This is a genomic window from Vibrio sp. 1F255 (assembly GCF_041439145.1).
Lineage (GTDB): Bacteria > Pseudomonadota > Gammaproteobacteria > Enterobacterales > Vibrionaceae > Vibrio > Vibrio crassostreae_C.
In genome coordinates, this window is the sequence record NZ_JBGONQ010000009.1 from 1 (window position 1) to 18,222 (window position 18,222).

An 18,222-nucleotide genomic window follows, 5' to 3' on the forward strand; every position below is an offset into this window, starting at 1 on the left:
CGAGATACCGACTACTTCTTCTTGAAGATAAAAGCGGCTTTCCCCGGAAAGCCGCGATGAACCTTTTTTTATGTTTGGTTCGTTTGTAAAACGGATTGAGAGGCAATAGCTCTGCTACTTAATATGAGCTGAGCCAGTCATGTTCAATTGGAATAGGGAGTTAAACCTCTGCCGCGACAACTCGCCCACTGAAGTAGTCATTCGAGACAATGTATTCGGTTGTTCTGGTCAGCTCGTCTTGCAGCTGCGCCCAGTGACATCGGTTGAGCTTGCCATCGGAGTTATGAACGGCGGGAACAACGCCACCGACTCGAATGCCAAAGGGAGTCAGCTCTTTCGCCCAACTATGGGTAAAGCCAGTGATCATTGAGTTTGCGCTCTCTAAGCCAGACACATCGTGAAAGTCATCATGAGATATCACATTCACAATCACGCCTTCCTTATCTTCCTCTCGCAATCTCTCAGCACTGATTTGCCCAAATGCGAACAGGGTCGATGCCATCGATGAGAGATCATTAATAAAGCTGCTCACAGGCTGATCGCCAATTAGGCTAGGCATTGGGGAGCTTATCCAGTTATTGACCAGCACATCGGGTGTCGTGTTGAAGGTGGTTTGAATAAAATCATATACGCTGAGAATCGCTTGGCTGTCATTGCCTTTGAGCGTGTAGTGGTAAACAGAGTCAGAAAACCGGGCACACTGTAGATACGTCGCTTTAAGTGCTTCCGTGTCTTTATCACAAAGGATGACGGTGGCTCCAAGGTTAACAAAGTGGTTCGCAATCGCCCCCCCCAGTCGCGAGCCGGCAGATGTCACCAATATGATTGAGCTTTTTATTTCCATCCCAGTACCTAAACAAATCGTCCATGTCGGATAAGGATGGGTTAAAATTTATACAACGGGTGTGAATTGGTTCAAACTAAGGTGTGCCAATTAATAAGTTTTTATGAACTTAGTGGCACGTCACATTTTGTAGTAACTTCAAGCGGTAACCGACATCAGGTGTTTTTAGGTTGCCTAAGGCTAGTGGTTCATATCATTCGTGTGAATACTTTGAAGTGTGCGAGTTAGTCGAAGAAGAGCTATGGATAGACAGCGAAAAAGGGAAAGGTAGGTGATCGCTATACTTGAGCTTGAATTTGATACCGACGTTGCGCGGTGGTTAGCTCATTGTAGAGCGTGGCATGTGGCAAATCAGGTAAATGCTTGTTTGCGAGTTTGCGTCGGTCATGACCAGAAAGGTTTTGGTAAACCTCTTCGGGTAAGTCGGCTGTATCTTCAGGCATGAAGGCAAGCGCTTCAGGTTTCAAGTAATGGCTGAGTTTGGCGCTGGCAAGGCTAGCTTGATGAAAATGATTAGATTGCTGAGCTGAAATCTCATATGAAGACTGGTTTGAACGCAGTTGTTGAGGTTCTGCTACGCCAAATTGTTTGCGCAGGCGATCTTCATTTGTCTCTGTGATTTCAATGGTGTCAATTGGCGTGCAATCACGGACATCATTAGAAAACATAGATAACAGCAACGCGAAATCTGCACGGCGACCTTGCTCAACCGCTTGGCTGATCCCGATGCCGAACTTCAGTTCGTTGATGATTCCTGCTTTGTCTAAAGTATGTATTTGCATGTCGCCTCTCATTGGATACACCTTTAACGGCATGGAGTCGGCAAACTTTAGTGTTTAATTACAGGCAAATAGAGAATTTATGTAGGGTTGGGAAGAAGGCTATCAATAGTTCGAGAAGTAAGCGCTATTGGCGGGTTTATTACGAAATGTTTAGATTTTGTGGAACACGACAGATACAAAAAAGCTCACGCCGAGGCATGAGCTTTCAATAGATAACTCGCTATAAATAGCGCAGCGTAAGCAATAATTACTTAGCTAGGTTCTCTTCTACGAAAGACCAGTTTACTAGGTTCCAGAATGCAGCCATGTAGTCAGGGCGAACATTGCGGAAATCGATGTAGTAAGCGTGTTCCCATAGGTCAACAGTTAGAAGTGGAGTAACACCTTCTTCTGTTAGAGGAGTAGCAGCGTTAGAAGTGTTAACGATGTCTAGAGAACCGTCAGCTTTCTTAACTAACCAAGTCCAAGAAGAACCGAAGTTGTTGATTGCTGAATCAGTGAATTTCGCTTTGAATTCTTCGAAAGAACCGAATGCAGCGTTGATAGCTTCTGCAACAGCGCCAGTTGGTTCGCCGCCCGCTTTAGGAGCAAGACAGTGCCAGTAGAACGTGTGGTTCCAGATTTGAGCAGCGTTATTGAAAACACCACCAGTAGAAGTCTTAACGATCTCTTCTAGTGTTTTGCCTTCAAACTCAGTACCTGGGATAAGGCCGTTTAGCTTAACAACGTAAGTGTTGTGGTGCTTACCGTGGTGGAAATCTAGCGTTTCTGCTGAGATGTGTGGTTCTAGCGCGTCTTTCGCGTAAGGAAGAGCCGGTAGTTCAAATGCCATTGCTCAATTCTCCATTAATATGAAAGAGTTAACTCTTTCGATTGCTTCCAGTGATATTATTATTCATGGCTCGCTATACTGCCAATCATGGTCAATTTGCTGACTTGCGATATAGTTTAGCAAGTTTTTACTTTATTAAAAGCTTATTTCATTACTTTTGTGTGAATTGTTAGCTTAGCTTGTTAACCGCTTTTTTTATATGGTTTTTATTCTTTTAGTTTGGGGTAGAATAAAGGCAATAAAAGCCGTAATCCATTAACGAGGAAGCAATGGAAACTATCGATAAAATCAAACAGCAAATTGAAGAAAACACTATTCTACTGTACATGAAAGGTTCTCCTAAGCTACCTAGCTGTGGTTTCTCTTCTCAAGCGTCTCAAGCTCTAATGGCATGTGGCGAAAAATTTGCTTACGTAGATATCCTACAAAACCCTGATATCCGTGCAGAGCTTCCTGCTTACGCACAGTGGCCAACTTTCCCACAACTTTGGGTTGAAGGTGAGCTAATCGGTGGTTGTGACATCATTCTTGAGATGTTCCAAAAAGGCGAACTTCAGCCAATCATCAAAGAAGCAGCGGCTAAAGTTGCTGGCGATGACGCTGAATAAGTTCTAGCCTTTGCGCTGAATAGTTAAAATGAGGGGCCTTAATCAGGCTCCTTTTTTGTTTGAATTGATCGAATCATTGACTCGATAAGGAATGAACAATGAACGTAAAACTTCATTATGTGCATGATCCAATGTGCAGCTGGTGTTGGGGTTACAAGCCAACACTTGAGTTATTGAAACAACAATTGCCTGCGAGCATTGAGTTTAACTATGTAGTGGGTGGTTTGGCCCCGGATTCTGATGAGCCAATGTCAGAAGAGATGAAAGGCAAGCTGCAAGCGATTTGGAAGCAGATCGAAGCTAAGTTGGGTACTGAGTTTAACCATGATTTTTGGACAGAGTGCCAACCTGTTCGCAGTACTTACCCTGCGTGCCGTGCCGTGATTGCTGCAGGTTTTCAAGACCACTACGAAGCGATGCTTGAAGCGATTCAACATGCTTACTACCTTCGTGCGATGTTGCCACATAGCCAAGACACACATTTGCAGTTGGCTGAAGAGCTAGGTATGAATGTTCAACAGTTTGAAAATGACCTTTCTAGCAAGTTATTGGAAAGTGAGTTAGATGACCAGCTAGGCTTTAAAGAAGCGATGGGTGTATTTTCTTACCCGACCTTAATGCTTGAAGTGAACGGCATCTTTAGTGAAGTTGAATTGGATTATCATTCAACGGAAGCGACGCTTAAGTCTATTCGCGAAATTTTAGTGAGTAATGCTCCCGCTGCGTAATTCAGCGAGAGTCATCTGTATTCGCAATGATTTCTAAGGCTTACTCATCAGAGTAAGCCTTTTTTGTTTGGTGTCGCTAGTTCAATGAGAGTGAGCGGAAGGAAGAGTAGAATGAATCTCAGAGACAAAAAAGACCGCACGAGGCGGTCTTTGTAATAATAGCTTAGGTTCTTTACTACAGAACCATGGCTGCAATCCAACCGAATACGATCAGTGGGATGTTGTAGTGCAGGAACGTCGGTACTACGGTTTCCCATACGTGCTCGTGTTGACCATCAGCATTTAGACCAGACGTTGGACCTAATGTTGAGTCAGAAGCCGGAGAGCCCGCATCACCAAGTGCTGCAGCTGTACCTACTAGAGCGATTGTTGCCATAGGCGAGAAGCCAAATGCTGCTGCTAGTGGAACGTAGATGGTAGCAAGGATCGGAATCGTAGAGAACGAAGAACCGATCCCCATTGTTACTAATAGACCAACGATGAGCATAAGCAGTGCTGCTAGAGGCTTGTTGTCGCCGATGCTTGTTGAAAGTGCTTCAACCAGAGATTCAACGCCACCTGTTTGCTTCATAACTGCCGCGAAACCTGCCGCTGCAATCATGATGAAACCGATCATTGCCATCATGTGAACGCCCTTGGTGAAGACATCTTGTGTCTCTTTCCAAGCAATGACGCCACCGAAGGTAAATACCATGAAACCCGCTAGAGCACCGATGATCATAGAGCCCGTCGACAGTTGAACTGTTAGCGCAGCTACGATACCCGCCGCTGCAACTAAGATGTGCTTCTTGTTGATCTCTTTCACTTCTGTTGAAACAACAGTGTGAGAGGTTTCTTTGTATTGGCGAGGCTTACGGTAAGTAAAGAATACTGCAGTAAGGAGACCGAAGATCATGCCTGCTGCTGGTAACAACATTGCCATAGGTACTTGGCTTGCTACAACGTTTTCAAGACCATTGTCGTGAAGGTTTTTAAGCAGAATGTTGTTTAGGAAGATGCCACCAAAACCAATCGGTAGCACCATGTAAGGTGTAATCAGACCAAAAGTAAGTACACACGCAACTAGACGGCGGTCTAGGTTCATTTTTGCGAATACGCCTAGTAGAGGTGGGATTAAGATTGGGATGAAGGCGATATGTACTGGAATCACGTTTTGCGAAGACATGGTCACTAAGATCAACGACGCAAGCATGCCGTATTTAAGACCAGTCGATGCCGCACTGTTCTCTTTGCCGTGAATGCGTTTGATAACACTTTGAGCAAGGAGATCTGTGATACCAGAACGTGAGATAGCAACAGCGAATGTACCAAGCATAGCGTAGCTAAGTGCAATCGTTGCACCGCCGCCTAATCCACTTTCGAAAGCCGCGACTGCGTCGTTCAAGCTCATACCAGAGGCTACGCCACCGATAATTGCACTGAACGTCAGAGCAACGACTACGTTTACGCGCATCAAAGCTAAAACAAGCATGATGCAAACTGAAATTACAACAGGATTCATATTATTCTCGGGATGTTGTGTTTTTTATGAAGGCAATACGAAAAAACGTTTACCGACTCTATTTTTTATTCTTCGTCAACAAGAGGCCAACCACCAAGGGCTTTCCATTTGTTTACAATGCCGCAAAATAACTCTGTGGTTTTTTGCGTATCATACAAAGCAGAGTGTGCTTCTTTGTTGTCAAATTCCATCCCTGCAGTGCGGCAAGCTTTAGCCAAAACGGTTTGACCGTAGGCAAGACCACTAAGAGCTGCAGTGTCAAAAGTAGCAAATGGATGGAAAGGGACGCGTTTAAGCTTACAGCGCTCACTTGCCGCATTAACGAAGTTCAAATCGAATGTAGCGTTGTGAGCAACCATGATTGCGCGACTGCAATCTGAAGCTTTTTGTTCTTTTCTCACTAGCTTGTAGATTTCTTTAAGGGCTTCTTGTTCCGACACAGCACCACGTAATGGGCTAAATGGGTCTTTAATTCCGTTAAAGTCTAATGCTGCCTGCTCTATATTTGCGCCTTCAAAAGGCTCAATGTGAAAATGAAGCGTTGATGCAGGGTGCAGATCTCCGTTCTCATCCATTTTTAATGTAATGGCACAGATTTCTAATAATGCATCGGTTTCAGCGTTAAACCCTGCGGTTTCCACGTCGATGACCACTGGAAAATAGCCGCGAAAGCGTTTTTTTAGGGTCAGAGCTTCGTTTTCTACAGTCATGTTAGCCCAAATAAGTGTGATTAAGGCTGCATTATTGCAGATAATAGCAGTGATAAAAACTAGGGAAGGGCAATAAATCTTAAATTACCTAACCCATTGCGGCTTGATAATTGCATATTTAAACGTGAGAGAAAAATGCGGCAATTGGCTGCATTGTTAAACGAATTGCTTAAGAGATACTCCACTTTATGAAGAAACAACTCATAACAGGTTCAATGCTATTTTCGCTACTTGTGTCGTCATCGGTCATAGCACAAGAAAAGCGTTACGGAGCATCTCCTCAACAGTCGACATGGGAGATGGTAGCCAACACGCCACTTGAATGTCGCTTGGTCCACCCAATTCCAAACTTTGGTGATGCTGAGTTCTCATCTCGCGCGAGTAAAAAAATCATTTTGGACTTTGAGCTTAAAATGCGCCGTCCAATGGGTGCGACGCGCAATGTAAGCTTGATCTCTATGCCGCCACCTTGGCGTCCGGGTGAAAGTGCTGATCGTATGACAACCATTAAGTTCTTCCAGCAATTTGACGGCTATGTCGGCGGTCAAACAGCTTGGGGCATCTTGAGTGAGTTGGAGAAAGGGCGTTATCCGACATTCAGCTACCAAGAGTGGCAGAGCCGAGATCAACGTATCGAAGTGTCGTTGTCGTCGGTGTTGTTCCAAGAAAAATACAATGTGTTCAGTGACTGTGTTGCTAACCTGCTGCCTTACAGCTTTGAAGATATCTCTTTCACTATTTTGCATTACGACCGCAACAGCGACCAGCTGAACAAGTCGTCGCGCAAAAGGCTGAGCCAGATTGCCGATTACGTTCGCTATAACCAAGACATCGACCTTGTGCTGGTGGCAACGTACACCGACTCTGTCGACAGCAAAGGGATTAGCCAAAACCTTTCAGAGCGCAGAGCAGAATCGTTAAGAGAGTACTTCAAATCTCTAGGCCTGCCAGAAGATCGTATCCAAGTGCAAGGCTATGGCAAGCGTCGTCCGATTGCGGACAATAACTCGCCAATTGGTAAAGATAAGAACCGACGTGTTGTGATCTCTTTAGGTCGCACACAGGTTTAAGCTAAACAACAGCTTGTTTTGAAATGACAAAGCCCGTCTTGATGACGGGCTTTTTTATGTTTTAAATTTGGAGTCGTTGTTTTAACGGAACTTGTTTAATTCAAGCGGAAGCGGGCGATCATTTCACAGTTGGTCGCGGTATCGATCTTCTCCACCATAGAGGCAATTTTAGGGTTTGGGTGGCGTTTCATGAAATCGATCAGCGCTTTCTTACAGCAACCAATAGAATCGATAAAGCTTGAACATTGGGTATTAGGGCACTGAGGGATCAGTGTGAGTACCTTTTCGGAAGCCAGTTGAAGATACTTGAGCTCGTATTCAGTGTCGCCAGCCCAACGCCAGAATTGAGCAAGATTGTGGCAAGAAATCACCGAGATCAGTAAGCGTTCATCGGCTTGAATATCGGTGCGTTCTGTAATTTCTTCACTTAAGTTCAAAGCCTGCTGATAATGAAGAATACTTCGTACAGGATCGTCGAGCTGCAATGCAGTATCGGCAAGTAACGTGTGTTTTTCCCATTCGCTAATCATTGTATTACCTCACTAATCAATAGGTGGTTAATTTAAATGATAATCATTATCATTTAAAGTTTCATCAATGAGATTGTTAAGAATAATTGGTAAAGAATATCGATTATGGTGAGAGTGATAAAAAAGAAGCGAGCATAGTGCTCGCTTCTTTTTTATTTCATCAGGCGTTCAAACTCAACTTCTCAAAGAGGTTAAGGAATTAACCTTCTAGACCTGCGCTTGCTTGTTTGTTCTGAATCAGCTCAATCATGTAGCCATCAGGATCTTTCACGAACGCAATGTGTGTAGAGCCGCCTTTAACCGGACCTGCTTCTCGCGTTACGTTGCCGCCAGCTGCTTTAATCGCATCACACGTTGTGTAGATGTCATCAACACCGATAGCAACGTGACCAAAAGCAGAGCCAAGATCGTATTCCGTGGTGCCCCAGTTGTAAGTCAGCTCAATCACTGCGCCTTGAGATTCGTCGCCAAAGCCAACGAAAGCCAGTGTGTATTCGTACTCTTTGTTTTCGTTCTTACGTAATAGCTGCATGCCCATTACATTGGTGTAGAACTCGATAGACTTGTCTAGATCACCCACGCGTAGCATGGTGTGTAAAATACGACCGTTTGACATGATTTGCTCCTAGCTTGTTATTGGTTGTTTCTTTTATAGCACTATATATGAGCAAGCTCATAAGCAACACCAAAGAGATGATGAGTTTGGTCATATTTTCTTATTCTCATCATCTATCTTACTCTCCCCCTCTGCCTTTTTCTTATTTGTATTACAAGAAATTAAAGAGCGACGGCCTTATTAATTTGTCAGTCACTAGCGCTTAATTCGCAGTTTTGCATAAATAGTAAGTTTGAGTGTTGGTCTTTTTTGTAATGGCCAAGAATGGCCTTGGTTGTTGAATTGTGACTTATATCTCCATCTTGTTGCTGATTTCCTTTCGTTTTTACAATTGGCATCTAACTTTCCATTTTATCAATTTATGATTACGCCAACATCTCCCTGTTTATAGAAAGGTTATTCCGATGTTTTACTTCGTTATTAAGGAATTTTCGATAAAATACGCCGATAACCAATGGTTTTTACGAAAGTGCAAAGGGTGTCTATTTTTTGTGCTTATCTTTTTTAAACAATAGTTTGGGCTTGTATTGTTTGTTTTATGTTTGATGTTTGATGTGGTTGTGTTTTCAAAGTAGTTGTCAAGTGTGTATCAAGTGTATCTTTTGCGATCTTTGCTAAATAGACAATCCTTACTATATAGTTTTTCAAGCGCACCAAATCGACTAAATATTCACTTTTGATTTGTGCGATTTTTCTATCACATAAGAATAAGTATTATTTTATTACATTAGCCTCGGCGTGAGGCATTGATGTGGAGTACTCAAATGACGAGTAAATGGTTTACACAACAAAGTTCAGATGTTTTAAACGAACTGAACGCAGATCAAACGACAGGTTTATCAACTTCTGAAGCGGATGCACGCTTAGAGAAGCACGGCACTAACGAACTGACTGCACAAGAGTCAGCTTCTGCGTGGGAACTGTATATTCATCAATATAAAAACCCACTGATTTTTATTCTAGCTGTTGGTGCAATCGTTTCTTGGTCTACTGGCCACGCGATTGATGCTATTGCTATTGCAGTGATTATCCTTATCAATACTGGTATCGCGTTCTGGCAAGAATTTAAAGCTCAGAAAGGGATGGAAGCGCTAAAAGAAATGGCAGCTCCAGAAGCCGAAGTGATGCGCGATGGTAAATGGATCAGTGTTCCAGCTAAAACCCTCGTTCCTGGTGACATCATCAAAATTAATACTGGCGATATTCTGCCTGCTGATGTTCGTATTCTTGAGTCAAACCGTCTGACGGTAGATGAGGCTGCACTGACCGGTGAATCTGAGCCAGTGAATAAGCAGTCTGAACGCCTTGAAGATGAGACCCTTGGTCTTGGCGATCAGAAGAACATGGGCTTCATGACAACAATCGTGACTACAGGTACAGGCCTTGCTGTGGTAACAAGCACAGGTATGCAAACTGAAGTTGGTCACATCGCTGATATGATGAACCAAACGGAAGAGACGAAAACACCAATGCAAGAGCGTATGGACACCATAGCACTCGCATTATTGGTTGTTGCTCTTGTGGTTGTTGCTATTGTTTGTGCTATCGGTGTTTACCACGGTATGCCATGGTTAGAAATCCTAACAACAGGTATCTCTTTATCGGTTGCCGCTATTCCTGAAGGTTTACCAACGGTGGTTACTATCGTATTAACGATGGGCTCGACTAAGATGGTTAAGAATAATGCTTTGGCTAAACAGCTAGCAGCAATCGAAACGCTTGGTTCTACAACCGTTATCTGTTCAGATAAAACCGGTACGCTAACACAAAACCAAATGCAGGTGATGAAAGCGTACGATGTGTCTGGTCGTTACTGGGATGTGTCAGGTAAAGGTTTTGATCCTAAGGGTGAATTCATTACCAAAGGTCACAATGTCGAAGCGACAAACAGCCCTGCAATGATGAAAGGTCTTGTTGTTGCAACGCTTTGTAACGATGCTGAATATGTAAATGCTGATGGTAAATGGACGGTTCGTGGCAACCCGACAGAAGGTGCACTAATTGTTGCAGCTGCAAAATCAGGTCTTAAACAAGATGAAATGCTATCAACGGGTGGCTACTCAATCGTTAAGAAGTTCCCGTTCGATTCTGGTCGTAAGATGGCTTCTGTTATCGTTCGTGACCCACAAGGTAAGCACTTCCTAGCATTGAAAGGTGCGCCAGATGTTGTTCTTGGTAAATCAACCAGCTTCATGGTTGACGGTGGTTTCGTACCAACGGTTGGCTGTGAAGTTTCAGGCAACTTGGCTCTCGATACCGCACCGTCTCAAGAGCTTCATTTAAACTTTGAAGCGGCAATCCAAACCTTTGGTGGTGATGCTCTGCGTACACTTGCCGTTGGTTTCCGTGAATTAAAAGAAGAAGAGCTTGAGTTAGATTTCCCTGAGCTTGAAAAAGACGTCAGCATCCTGGGTATCTATGGCATCATGGACCCACCACGCCCAGAAGTACGCGATGCAGTAAATAGCTGTTATAGCGCTGGTGTTCGTACGGTAATGATTACCGGTGACCACGCAGTCACGGCAGCAGCGATTGCTCGTGAAATCGGAATCATCCGTAGCGAAGACGATCTAGTGGTAACGGGTGCTGAGCTTGACCAAATGGATGACGAGAAGCTGTTGTCTATCTGTTCTCAGGTTGCAGTATTTGCCCGTGTTACTCCAGAGCACAAGCTGCGTATCGTAAAAGCGCAGCAAGAGAACAATGAAGTTGCCTCTATGACCGGTGACGGCGTGAACGATGCGCCAGCACTGCGTCGTGCAGACATTGGTGTTGCGATGGGTATTACAGGTACGTCTGTTGCGAAAGACTCAGGTGACCTTATCCTGTTGGATGACAACTTCAGTACTATCGTGAAGGCGGTACGCCAGGGTCGTCAAATTTTCGATAACCTACGTAAGTTTATCCGCCAAGCACTTACAGCGAACGTGGGTGAGGTTTCGGTAATCCTATTTGCATTCCTACTCATGGGACCAGATGTAGTACTTCCGCTAACTCCACTAATGATTTTATGGGTTAACCTCGTTTCTGATGGTCTACCAGCACTCGCACTCGGTGTTGAGCCAGAAGAGAAAGATCTCATGGAGCGTAAGCCAGGCAAACGTGACCAAGGCTTCTTCTCTAATGGTCTAGGCGCTCGTATCCTAACTCGTGGTCTCGCATTAGGTGGTCTAAGCTTTGTGACATTCTCTTACGCACTCGACGGTGGTTACAGTGCTCAATACGCACAAACCGTTGCGTTTTTAACACTGATCTTTGCTCAACTTTGGAGCTTGTTCGATGCACGTACGTTTACAACGATTTATCGTAAGAATCCGTTCACTAACCACTACCTACTTGGTGCGGTGGCAGTATCGGCTATCTTGTCTTTAAGCGTTGTGTACACAAGCTTCGGTCAGTTGGTATTCAGCACAGAAGCGCTAGAGTTTAATCACTTAATATCGTTAATCTTCATTGCAGCAGTACCAACATTTGTTCTATCTGCTATCAAAGAAGTGACTAAAGTGGAGTTTATCTAAGACAGACTTCTTAGCTAAATAATTGAATCCCGCCATAAAAGGCGGGATTTTTTATGCCTGTTGTCTTGGGAACGCAGAATTAGAAGTGAAAACTTATGTAGAGGCGGATTCTAGAGAGTGGCAATAAAAAAGCAGCGCTTTAAGCGCTGCCGTATTGATTAATCGTTGTGAACGGAAAGACTAATCTTCGCTCTTTTCTTTGAATTCACAGAGGTCTTCAATGATACAGCTGCCACAGCGTGGTTTACGTGCGACACAGGTGTAACGTCCATGAAGAATGAGCCAATGGTGGACATCCAGTTTGAATTCTTTTGGGATAACTTTAAGTAGTTTTGCTTCGACATCGTCGACGGTTTTACCCATCGCTAGCTTAGTGCGGTTTGATACACGATAGATGTGAGTATCAACGGCAATGGTTGGCCAACCGAATGCGGTATTTAACACTACGTTTGCTGTTTTACGACCGACACCTGGAAGGGCTTCTAATGCAGCGCGATCTTCCGGTACTTCACCATTATGTAGGTCAAGCAGCATACGACACGTTTTGATGGTGTTTTCTGCTTTTGAGTTAAATAGGCCGATGGTCTTGATATACTCTTTTAAGCCATCAACACCTAGGTCGAAAATTGCTTGCGGAGTGTTGGCTAAAGGGTACAGCTTATCCGTCGCCTTGTTCACGCTGACATCGGTTGCTTGTGCAGACAATAGAACGGCAATCAGCAGCTCGAATGGGCTGTTCCAGTTAAGCTCAGTCTCTGGCTTTGGATTGTTTTCTCTTAAACGCTCAAGTATTTCTACTCGTTTTACATTGTTCATAGCGACATTACTTTCAAATAGTTAGGGCATGAAGCTTGGATTGCTTCTGCTTTATCATCGGTTACGCGCTCTTATGAGCGTCATTATTATATGTACTGTTTAAATCTGATTTCCCCCGCTGAGTGGTTGAGCTAACTCAGCGAGGTTTAAGCTAATTTAACTTATTAGGCATTGGTAACGCGAGCGCGTTCAATGACTGGTTTTTCTTGTTTTGGTTGTCTAGATTTTGCTTGGTTATCGATGATATTTTTCAAAGCAATTAAGAAACCAACACCAATGAAGGCACCCGGTGGAAGCAGGGCTAACAAGAAGCTGTTATCAAATTGGAATATCTGGATTCGTAACACCGAAGCCCAGTCACCAAGCAGCAGGTCTGCGCCATCAAATAGGGTCCCGTTACCAATAATCTCACGCATCGCACCTAACACGACCAATACTGATGTCATGCCTAGACCCATCCAGAAACCATCTTGAGCCGCTGGTAGCACTTCATTTTTTGAAGCGAAGGCTTCCGCACGACCAATGATGATGCAGTTGGTTACGATCAGCGGGATGAAGATACCCAAAGAGAGGTAAAGCCCATAGGCGTAAGCGTTCATCAGCAATTGAACACAGGTTACTAGCGAGGCAATGATCATTACGAATACTGGGATACGTACTTCTTTTGGCACATGATTACGAACCAAAGAAACAGAAACGTTTGAGCCGACCAGTACAAGCAAGGTAGCAATGCCTAGCCCAAGTGCGTTAGTGACTGTTGACGATACAGCCAGCAGTGGACATAACCCAAGAAGTTGCACTAGGGCAGGGTTATTGGCCCACATGCCATTTTTGATCAATGTTTTATGGTCACTCATTATTCACCACCACAATTTAGAGGTTGAGCAAGCAATGCTTGGTTGTTTTGGTTAACGTACTGGACCGCTTGTTTGACTGACTTCACGACTGCTCTTGGCGTGATAGTAGCGCCAGTAAACTGGTCAAAATCACCACCGTCTTTACGAACCTTCCAACGGTCTAGATTAGAATCCGTCACTTGCTTACCTGCAAACGAAAGAATCCAATCACTCACACGCAGATCAATCTTATCACCCAAGCCCGGAGTCTCTTGGTGAGAAAGCACGCGAGTACCTAAAATAGTACCGTCAGTTTTCATTCCAACAATGACTTTAATCGCGCCATTGTAGCCGTCTGGTGCAATCGCTTCGATCGCAATCGCGCTTGGCTCACCATTAAGCTTAGCAATGTAAGCCGGCATCGCTTGCTCAGTACCAAGCTCTTCTGCTTGAACCAAAGTACAAGACGAAAACAGCTCGTTGTCGTGCTGATCGTGTGGGATCACTTGGTTAAGAACAGACAGTAACTGAGCCTGTTCTTGTTGTTTGATCTGATCTTTGGTCAGGTAGTGAGTTACCGCGACCAAACCCGTCGAAGCACACGCAAAAATCGCGAGTACAAGGCCGTTTTTCTTAATTGCATTTAGCATGGTATCCGCTCCCTTAGTGACCGTATGTGCGAGGTTTGGTGTAGTAGTCAATCAGTGGAACACACATGTTGGCTAACAATACAGCAAACGCCACGCCATCAGGGAAACCACCCCAACTGCGGATGATAAAGACTAAACCGCCGATCAGAGCGCCAAACACTAAGCGACCTTTGACTGTCGTGGATGCTGAAACTGGGTCGGTTGCAATAAAGAATGCACCAAGCATAGTCGCGCCAGACAGAAGGTGAATGGTTGGAGAAGCGGTTTCTCCAGGAGTGAGCACTAAGAACACTAAGCTAAACAGAGTAAGACTGCCGATGAAAGCCACAGGGATATACCATTGAATAACACGTTGCTTAATCAGCACTAAACCGCCGATTAGGTAAGCAAGGTTTACCCACTCCCAGCCTACGCCAGCTAACCAACTAAATTGAGGTTGAGATAGTGCTTCTGAGGCAGTATTGCCTGCCGTTAATGCCGTTTTGAATGCATCAAGCGGCGTCGCCATTGTGGTGCCATCAATGCCAAGGCGTGCTTGTTGCAGAGACAAACCTTCGTTATTGAAGCCAGTAAAGATCATCAAGAATGAGTCAATAAAGCTTGTTGCTTCTGCTGTCAGGCTCGCGGGAGCATTCCAACTGGTCATTTGAACTGGGAATGAAATCAGCAAAACAACGTAAGCGACCATCGCAGGGTTAAATGGGTTCTGCCCTAGGCCGCCGTATAAGTGTTTCGCGATAATAATAGCGAAGAACATACCAATGACGAGGATCCACCACGGAGAGTGTGGGGGAATCGCGACACTCAGTAGCCAAGCGGTTACAACAGCACTGTAATCACGCAGTGCCATTACTGGCGGGCGTTTTCTCAATAGCATGACGGCTGCTTCAAAGGTAACAGCAAGTGCAATAGCAAATACTAACTGGATGAGGGTACCCCATCCAAAGAAGTAGGTTTGAGCTAGTAGACCTGGCAATGCACAAATAGCCACCCATTTCATTAGATCTGGGGTGCTTCTACGGCTATGCGCGTGCGGTGAGCTGGCGATAAAGAAGGCCACTACTCTTTCTCCTCATTGTTCTTTTTATCTAGCTCTTGCTGTGCTTTTCTTGCTTTAGCACGAGCAATAGCGGCAGCAACGGCTGCTTTTTTAGGGTCAACAGCTTCAGATTGAGTTTCAGCTGCCACTTCGAGCACTGGCTCTGGCGTTTCTACTGTTTCGTCTTGTTTCGCTTGCTGGGCTTTTTTGGCTTTAGCACGAGCGATAGCTGCAGCAACGGCGTCTTTCTTAGCATCGCCAGAACTTCCAGCTTCAGTTTCAACTGCAGGTTCAGGAGCTTCGGTTGTTTCTTGTGTCGCTTGCTGTGCTTTTTTGGCTTTAGCACGAGCGATAGCGGCAGTAACAGCATCTTTCTTGGCATCGCCGGATTTTTCAGCAGGAGCTTCAGCAGCAGATTCAGCTTGTTGAGCTTTCTTGGCTTTAGCACGAGCAATGGCCGCAGCGACAGCATCTTTCTTAGCATCGCCAGAGCTTTCAACAGGAGCATCCGAAGCAGATTCCGCTTGCTGTGCTTTCTTCGCTTTAGCGCGAGCAATCGCAGCAGCAACGGCGTCTTTCTTGGCATCGCCGGATTTTTCAGCAGGAGCTTCAGCAGCAGATTCAGCTTGTTGAACTTTCTTGGCTTTAGCACGTGCAATAGCCGCAGCAACTGCGTCTTTCTTGGCGTCGCCAGAGCTTTCTGCCGGAGCCTCAGAAGCTGATTCAGCTTGTTGAGCTTTCTTCGCTTTAGCGCGAGCAATCGCAGCAGCAACGGCGTCTTTCTTCGTATCGCCTGAGCTTTCTGCAGGAGTATCGGCTGCTGCTTGTTGTGCCTTGCGCTCTCTCGCTTGACGCTTGCGCTCTTCACGCAGTTTAGACATTTCAGAGTTGTCTGGTTCAGCGCCTTCCGCTTTTTGAGCTGCAGCTTGTTTCGCTTTTGCCTTCGCAATAGCGGCAGCAACCGCAGGTTTCACTGCTGGTTCTTCATTCGGAGCCTGATCCGCAGCGGCTTTTTGTGCTTTAACACGAGCAATCGCAGCAGCAATAGCATCATCACCGCCGGATGTTTTCATATCTTTACGGCGGTTATCTGCGGCTTTTTTAAAGCGGTTTTCACGTTCGGCTTTATCACGCTCCATACGAGCGTTCTTCTCTTCAAAACGAATCTTGGCGCGTTCTGCAGCAGCGGCTTCATCTTTTCGAGTTTTGATTTCAGCTTTTGCTTGGCGATAGTACTGAACAAGAGGGATTTCGCTTGGGCAGACAAATGCACATGCACCACATTCAATACAGTCTTTAATATTTAGCTCTTCACACTTATCCAACTCGTTGGCTTTGGCGTGCCATTGCAGTTGTTGAGGAAGTAGAGACGCAGGGCAAGCTTCAGCACATGCGCTGCAACGGATACATTCCATCTCGTAAGTGCTTGGTGAGATCTCACGACGCGTTGGCGCCAAAATACAGTTCGACGTTTTGGTGATTGGCACATTGGCATGCGGCAAGGTAAAGCCCATCATCGGGCCGCCCAAAATTAAACGCGGCAGTTTTTTATCTGCTTTGTAGCCAAACTCTTCAAGTAACTCATGTACTGGTGTGCCTAATAGCGCCCAAACGTTACGAGGTTGCTTAAAGGTTTTACCGGTTAATGTCACAACGCGGTTAACCACAGGTTCGCCGTCAATTACCGCTCGCTTAATCGAGTAAAGAGAGCCGACGTTCTGAACCAAAACACCAATGTCTGCAGGAATGCCGCCAGCTGGAACCTCTTTGTTGGTGAGGATCTTGATAAGTTGCTTCTCACCACCAGAAGGGTATTTGGTTGGGATAACGCGAATGACGATATCTTTGTCTTTCGCTGCAATCTCAAGTGCTTTTATCGCATCTGGTTTGTTGTCTTCAATGCCGATAACCGTCAGCTTTGGTTGAAGAATGTGTTCAACCACTTCGATGCCTTTTAATACTTCGTCGGCATGTTCTTGAAGCAACTTGTCATCAGAGGTGATGTAAGGTTCACATTCCGCAGCGTTGACGATCAAAATGTCGGTACGACCTAAGCCTGATTGAAGCTTCTTAGCCGTAGGGAAACCTGCGCCGCCCATGCCTGAAATACCAGCTTGGCGAATCACATCAAGCAGTTCGTCAGAAGTCTTTGTCGAAAAATCTTCAACTGGATTTTTTTCAATCCAAGTGTCTAGGCCATCAGGTTTAATAACCACGCATATTTCGCTCAAGCCTGAAGGGTGAGCGGTAGTTCGCGGTTCGATAGCGGTAATCACACCCGATGTTGGTGCGTGTACTGGCAAAGTAAAACCTGTGTCTAAGGCCGTAAGTTGCTGACCTTTTAACACAGTGTCGCCAGCAGCAACCAATAGGTTCCCCGGCTTACCGATGTGCTGTTTCACAGGAAGAACGATTTCTTCTGGAAGCCTTGCATGGACGATATCAGTAGTATTCGACTGTTTCTTGTTTTCAGCAGGGTGCACGCCACCAGGGAAGTTCCAAATAGAGCCCGTGCGAATTTGTTCAATTAAAGAGATCATACTAACCCTATGCTTTAGGCTCTGACGCAGTCGCATCAGTCGCTTGGTTAGTGATATCAGTAACAGGGATGATGTTCATCTGCCATTTCCAATTTTCAGTCGTTGTTGCCACTGGAATCATTTCAATACAGTCAGTAGGGCACGGTGCGACACATAGATCACAACCTGTACATTCATCTTTAATTACTGTGTGCAGTGCCTTGGTGCCACCAACAATGGCGTCAACAGGGCAGGCTTGAATACACTTGGTACAGCCGATACACATATCTTCGTGAATGAAGGCAACGGTTTTTACTTTGTTATCTAAGTCATGAGCGGAGTCTTCAACTTCTACGCCCATTAAATCTGCTAGCTTCTCAATGGTTGCTTGGCCGCCCGGAGGACATTTGTTGATCTTGTCTCCGTTAGCGATCGCCTCTGCGTATGGGCGACAGCCAGGGTAGCCACACTGGCCACATTGAGTTTGCGGTAAAATGGTGTCGATTTGATCGACGATAGGATCAGCTTCAACTTTAAAACGGATAGAAGCAAAGCCCAAAATAGCGCCAAAAACAGCGGCTAAAACGGCTAGCGCAATGATCGCAATTAAAATGGTACTCATG

At 45.1% G+C, this 18,222-nt stretch carries 17 protein-coding genes; 4 read left to right on the forward strand and 13 right to left on the reverse strand.

Annotation, left to right across the window (positions count from 1 at the left end; all coding sequences use genetic code 11):
* Positions 1–160: 160 nt before the first annotated feature.
* The 3 genes from ACED41_RS07420 to sodB form a co-directional block, all read right to left on the reverse strand.
* Positions 161–844 (reverse strand): SDR family oxidoreductase, encoded by a 684-nt coding sequence (locus ACED41_RS07420; RefSeq protein WP_017061182.1) that lies wholly within the window; start codon positions 842–844, stop codon positions 161–163.
* A 278-nt stretch (positions 845–1,122) separates the two neighbouring features.
* A complete protein-coding gene (locus tag ACED41_RS07425) occupies positions 1,123–1,626 on the reverse strand; it encodes a VC2046/SO_2500 family protein (protein ID WP_276202729.1) in 504 nt (167 codons plus the stop codon).
* Between the two features lie 247 nt (positions 1,627–1,873).
* Positions 1,874–2,458, reverse strand: coding sequence for a superoxide dismutase [Fe] (sodB, locus tag ACED41_RS07430; protein ID WP_004734050.1), 585 nt, complete (start codon positions 2,456–2,458; stop codon positions 1,874–1,876).
* A gap of 269 nt (positions 2,459–2,727) precedes the next feature.
* Here sodB and ACED41_RS07435 point away from each other — a divergent pair, with 269 nt between their 5' ends.
* Together ACED41_RS07435 and ACED41_RS07440 are read left to right on the forward strand one after the other, a co-directional pair.
* A complete protein-coding gene (locus tag ACED41_RS07435) occupies positions 2,728–3,066 on the forward strand; it encodes a Grx4 family monothiol glutaredoxin (RefSeq protein ID WP_004741702.1) in 339 nt (112 codons plus the stop codon).
* A 98-nt stretch (positions 3,067–3,164) separates the two neighbouring features.
* Positions 3,165–3,794 carry a DsbA family protein gene (locus ACED41_RS07440; protein WP_017061180.1) on the forward strand — a complete coding sequence of 210 codons (630 nt, stop codon included), beginning with the start codon at positions 3,165–3,167 and terminating at the stop codon, positions 3,792–3,794.
* 175 nt (positions 3,795–3,969) lie between these two features.
* On the opposite strand, the gene ACED41_RS07445 is transcribed toward ACED41_RS07440, so the two are convergent.
* Positions 3,970–5,295, reverse strand: coding sequence for a Na+/H+ antiporter family protein (locus tag ACED41_RS07445; protein WP_029235135.1), 1,326 nt, complete (start codon positions 5,293–5,295; stop codon positions 3,970–3,972).
* A 65-nt stretch (positions 5,296–5,360) separates the two neighbouring features.
* Positions 5,361–6,005, reverse strand: coding sequence for a ribonuclease T (rnt, locus tag ACED41_RS07450; RefSeq protein WP_017061178.1), 645 nt, complete (start codon positions 6,003–6,005; stop codon positions 5,361–5,363).
* A gap of 188 nt (positions 6,006–6,193) precedes the next feature.
* Between rnt and ACED41_RS07455 the strand changes: the two genes are divergently transcribed.
* Positions 6,194–7,075, forward strand: a complete 882-nt coding sequence (locus ACED41_RS07455) for an OmpA family protein (protein WP_371724730.1) — start codon at positions 6,194–6,196, stop codon at positions 7,073–7,075.
* Between the two features lie 95 nt (positions 7,076–7,170).
* Here ACED41_RS07455 and ACED41_RS07460 read toward each other — a convergent pair whose 3' ends face one another.
* Together ACED41_RS07460 and gloA are read right to left on the reverse strand one after the other, a co-directional pair.
* Complete coding sequence (locus tag ACED41_RS07460) at positions 7,171–7,605, reverse strand: DUF2753 domain-containing protein (protein ID WP_004734047.1); 435 nt, start codon at positions 7,603–7,605, stop codon at positions 7,171–7,173.
* Positions 7,606–7,804: 199 nt separating this feature from the next.
* Positions 7,805–8,221, reverse strand: a complete 417-nt coding sequence (gene gloA, locus ACED41_RS07465) for a lactoylglutathione lyase (protein WP_004734046.1) — start codon at positions 8,219–8,221, stop codon at positions 7,805–7,807.
* A 764-nt stretch (positions 8,222–8,985) separates the two neighbouring features.
* Between gloA and ACED41_RS07470 the strand changes: the two genes are divergently transcribed.
* Positions 8,986–11,739, forward strand: a complete 2,754-nt coding sequence (locus tag ACED41_RS07470) for a cation-translocating P-type ATPase (RefSeq protein ID WP_371724731.1) — start codon at positions 8,986–8,988, stop codon at positions 11,737–11,739.
* A gap of 180 nt (positions 11,740–11,919) precedes the next feature.
* Here ACED41_RS07470 and nth read toward each other — a convergent pair whose 3' ends face one another.
* The 6 genes from nth to rsxB form a co-directional block, all read right to left on the reverse strand.
* A complete protein-coding gene (nth, locus tag ACED41_RS07475; protein ID WP_017061172.1) occupies positions 11,920–12,555 on the reverse strand; it encodes an endonuclease III in 636 nt (211 codons plus the stop codon).
* Positions 12,556–12,719: 164 nt separating this feature from the next.
* Positions 12,720–13,412 carry an electron transport complex subunit E gene (locus ACED41_RS07480; protein WP_012603531.1) on the reverse strand — a complete coding sequence of 231 codons (693 nt, stop codon included), beginning with the start codon at positions 13,410–13,412 and terminating at the stop codon, positions 12,720–12,722.
* Entirely contained in the window at positions 13,412–14,041 is a 630-nt protein-coding gene (gene rsxG, locus ACED41_RS07485) for an electron transport complex subunit RsxG (RefSeq protein WP_017061171.1), read from the reverse strand. The genes ACED41_RS07480 and rsxG overlap by 1 nt, the downstream gene beginning before the upstream one ends.
* A gap of 13 nt (positions 14,042–14,054) precedes the next feature.
* A complete protein-coding gene (rsxD, locus tag ACED41_RS07490) occupies positions 14,055–15,101 on the reverse strand; it encodes an electron transport complex subunit RsxD (RefSeq protein ID WP_017063459.1) in 1,047 nt (348 codons plus the stop codon).
* Positions 15,101–17,620, reverse strand: a complete 2,520-nt coding sequence (gene rsxC / locus ACED41_RS07495) for an electron transport complex subunit RsxC (protein WP_371724732.1) — start codon at positions 17,618–17,620, stop codon at positions 15,101–15,103. Before rsxC ends, rsxD begins: the two co-directional genes overlap by 1 nt.
* Before the next feature lie 7 nt (positions 17,621–17,627).
* The gene (gene rsxB, locus ACED41_RS07500) at positions 17,628–18,221 is read right to left on the reverse strand and encodes an electron transport complex subunit RsxB (protein ID WP_004734040.1); all 594 of its coding nucleotides are present in this window, start codon (positions 18,219–18,221) and stop codon (positions 17,628–17,630) included.
* Position 18,222: the final 1 nt, after the last annotated feature.

What these genes read in the sequence shown, in the direction of transcription:
- ACED41_RS07420 (WP_017061182.1), bottom strand. Translation starts at nt 844, where the DNA reads ATGGAAATAAAAAGCTCAATCATATTGGTGACATCTGCCGGCTCGCGA.
- ACED41_RS07425 (WP_276202729.1), bottom strand. Translation starts at nt 1,626, where the DNA reads ATGCAAATACATACTTTAGACAAAGCAGGAATCATCAACGAACTGAAG.
- sodB (WP_004734050.1), bottom strand. Translation starts at nt 2,458, where the DNA reads ATGGCATTTGAACTACCGGCTCTTCCTTACGCGAAAGACGCGCTAGAA.
- ACED41_RS07435 (WP_004741702.1), top strand. Translation starts at nt 2,728, where the DNA reads ATGGAAACTATCGATAAAATCAAACAGCAAATTGAAGAAAACACTATT.
- ACED41_RS07440 (WP_017061180.1), top strand. Translation starts at nt 3,165, where the DNA reads ATGAACGTAAAACTTCATTATGTGCATGATCCAATGTGCAGCTGGTGT.
- ACED41_RS07445 (WP_029235135.1), bottom strand. Translation starts at nt 5,295, where the DNA reads ATGAATCCTGTTGTAATTTCAGTTTGCATCATGCTTGTTTTAGCTTTG.
- rnt (WP_017061178.1), bottom strand. Translation starts at nt 6,005, where the DNA reads ATGACTGTAGAAAACGAAGCTCTGACCCTAAAAAAACGCTTTCGCGGC.
- ACED41_RS07455 (WP_371724730.1), top strand. Translation starts at nt 6,194, where the DNA reads ATGAAGAAACAACTCATAACAGGTTCAATGCTATTTTCGCTACTTGTG.
- ACED41_RS07460 (WP_004734047.1), bottom strand. Translation starts at nt 7,605, where the DNA reads ATGATTAGCGAATGGGAAAAACACACGTTACTTGCCGATACTGCATTG.
- gloA (WP_004734046.1), bottom strand. Translation starts at nt 8,221, where the DNA reads ATGTCAAACGGTCGTATTTTACACACCATGCTACGCGTGGGTGATCTA.
- ACED41_RS07470 (WP_371724731.1), top strand. Translation starts at nt 8,986, where the DNA reads ATGACGAGTAAATGGTTTACACAACAAAGTTCAGATGTTTTAAACGAA.
- nth (WP_017061172.1), bottom strand. Translation starts at nt 12,555, where the DNA reads ATGAACAATGTAAAACGAGTAGAAATACTTGAGCGTTTAAGAGAAAAC.
- ACED41_RS07480 (WP_012603531.1), bottom strand. Translation starts at nt 13,412, where the DNA reads ATGAGTGACCATAAAACATTGATCAAAAATGGCATGTGGGCCAATAAC.
- rsxG (WP_017061171.1), bottom strand. Translation starts at nt 14,041, where the DNA reads ATGCTAAATGCAATTAAGAAAAACGGCCTTGTACTCGCGATTTTTGCG.
- rsxC (WP_371724732.1), bottom strand. Translation starts at nt 17,620, where the DNA reads ATGATCTCTTTAATTGAACAAATTCGCACGGGCTCTATTTGGAACTTC.
- rsxB (WP_004734040.1), bottom strand. Translation starts at nt 18,221, where the DNA reads ATGAGTACCATTTTAATTGCGATCATTGCGCTAGCCGTTTTAGCCGCT.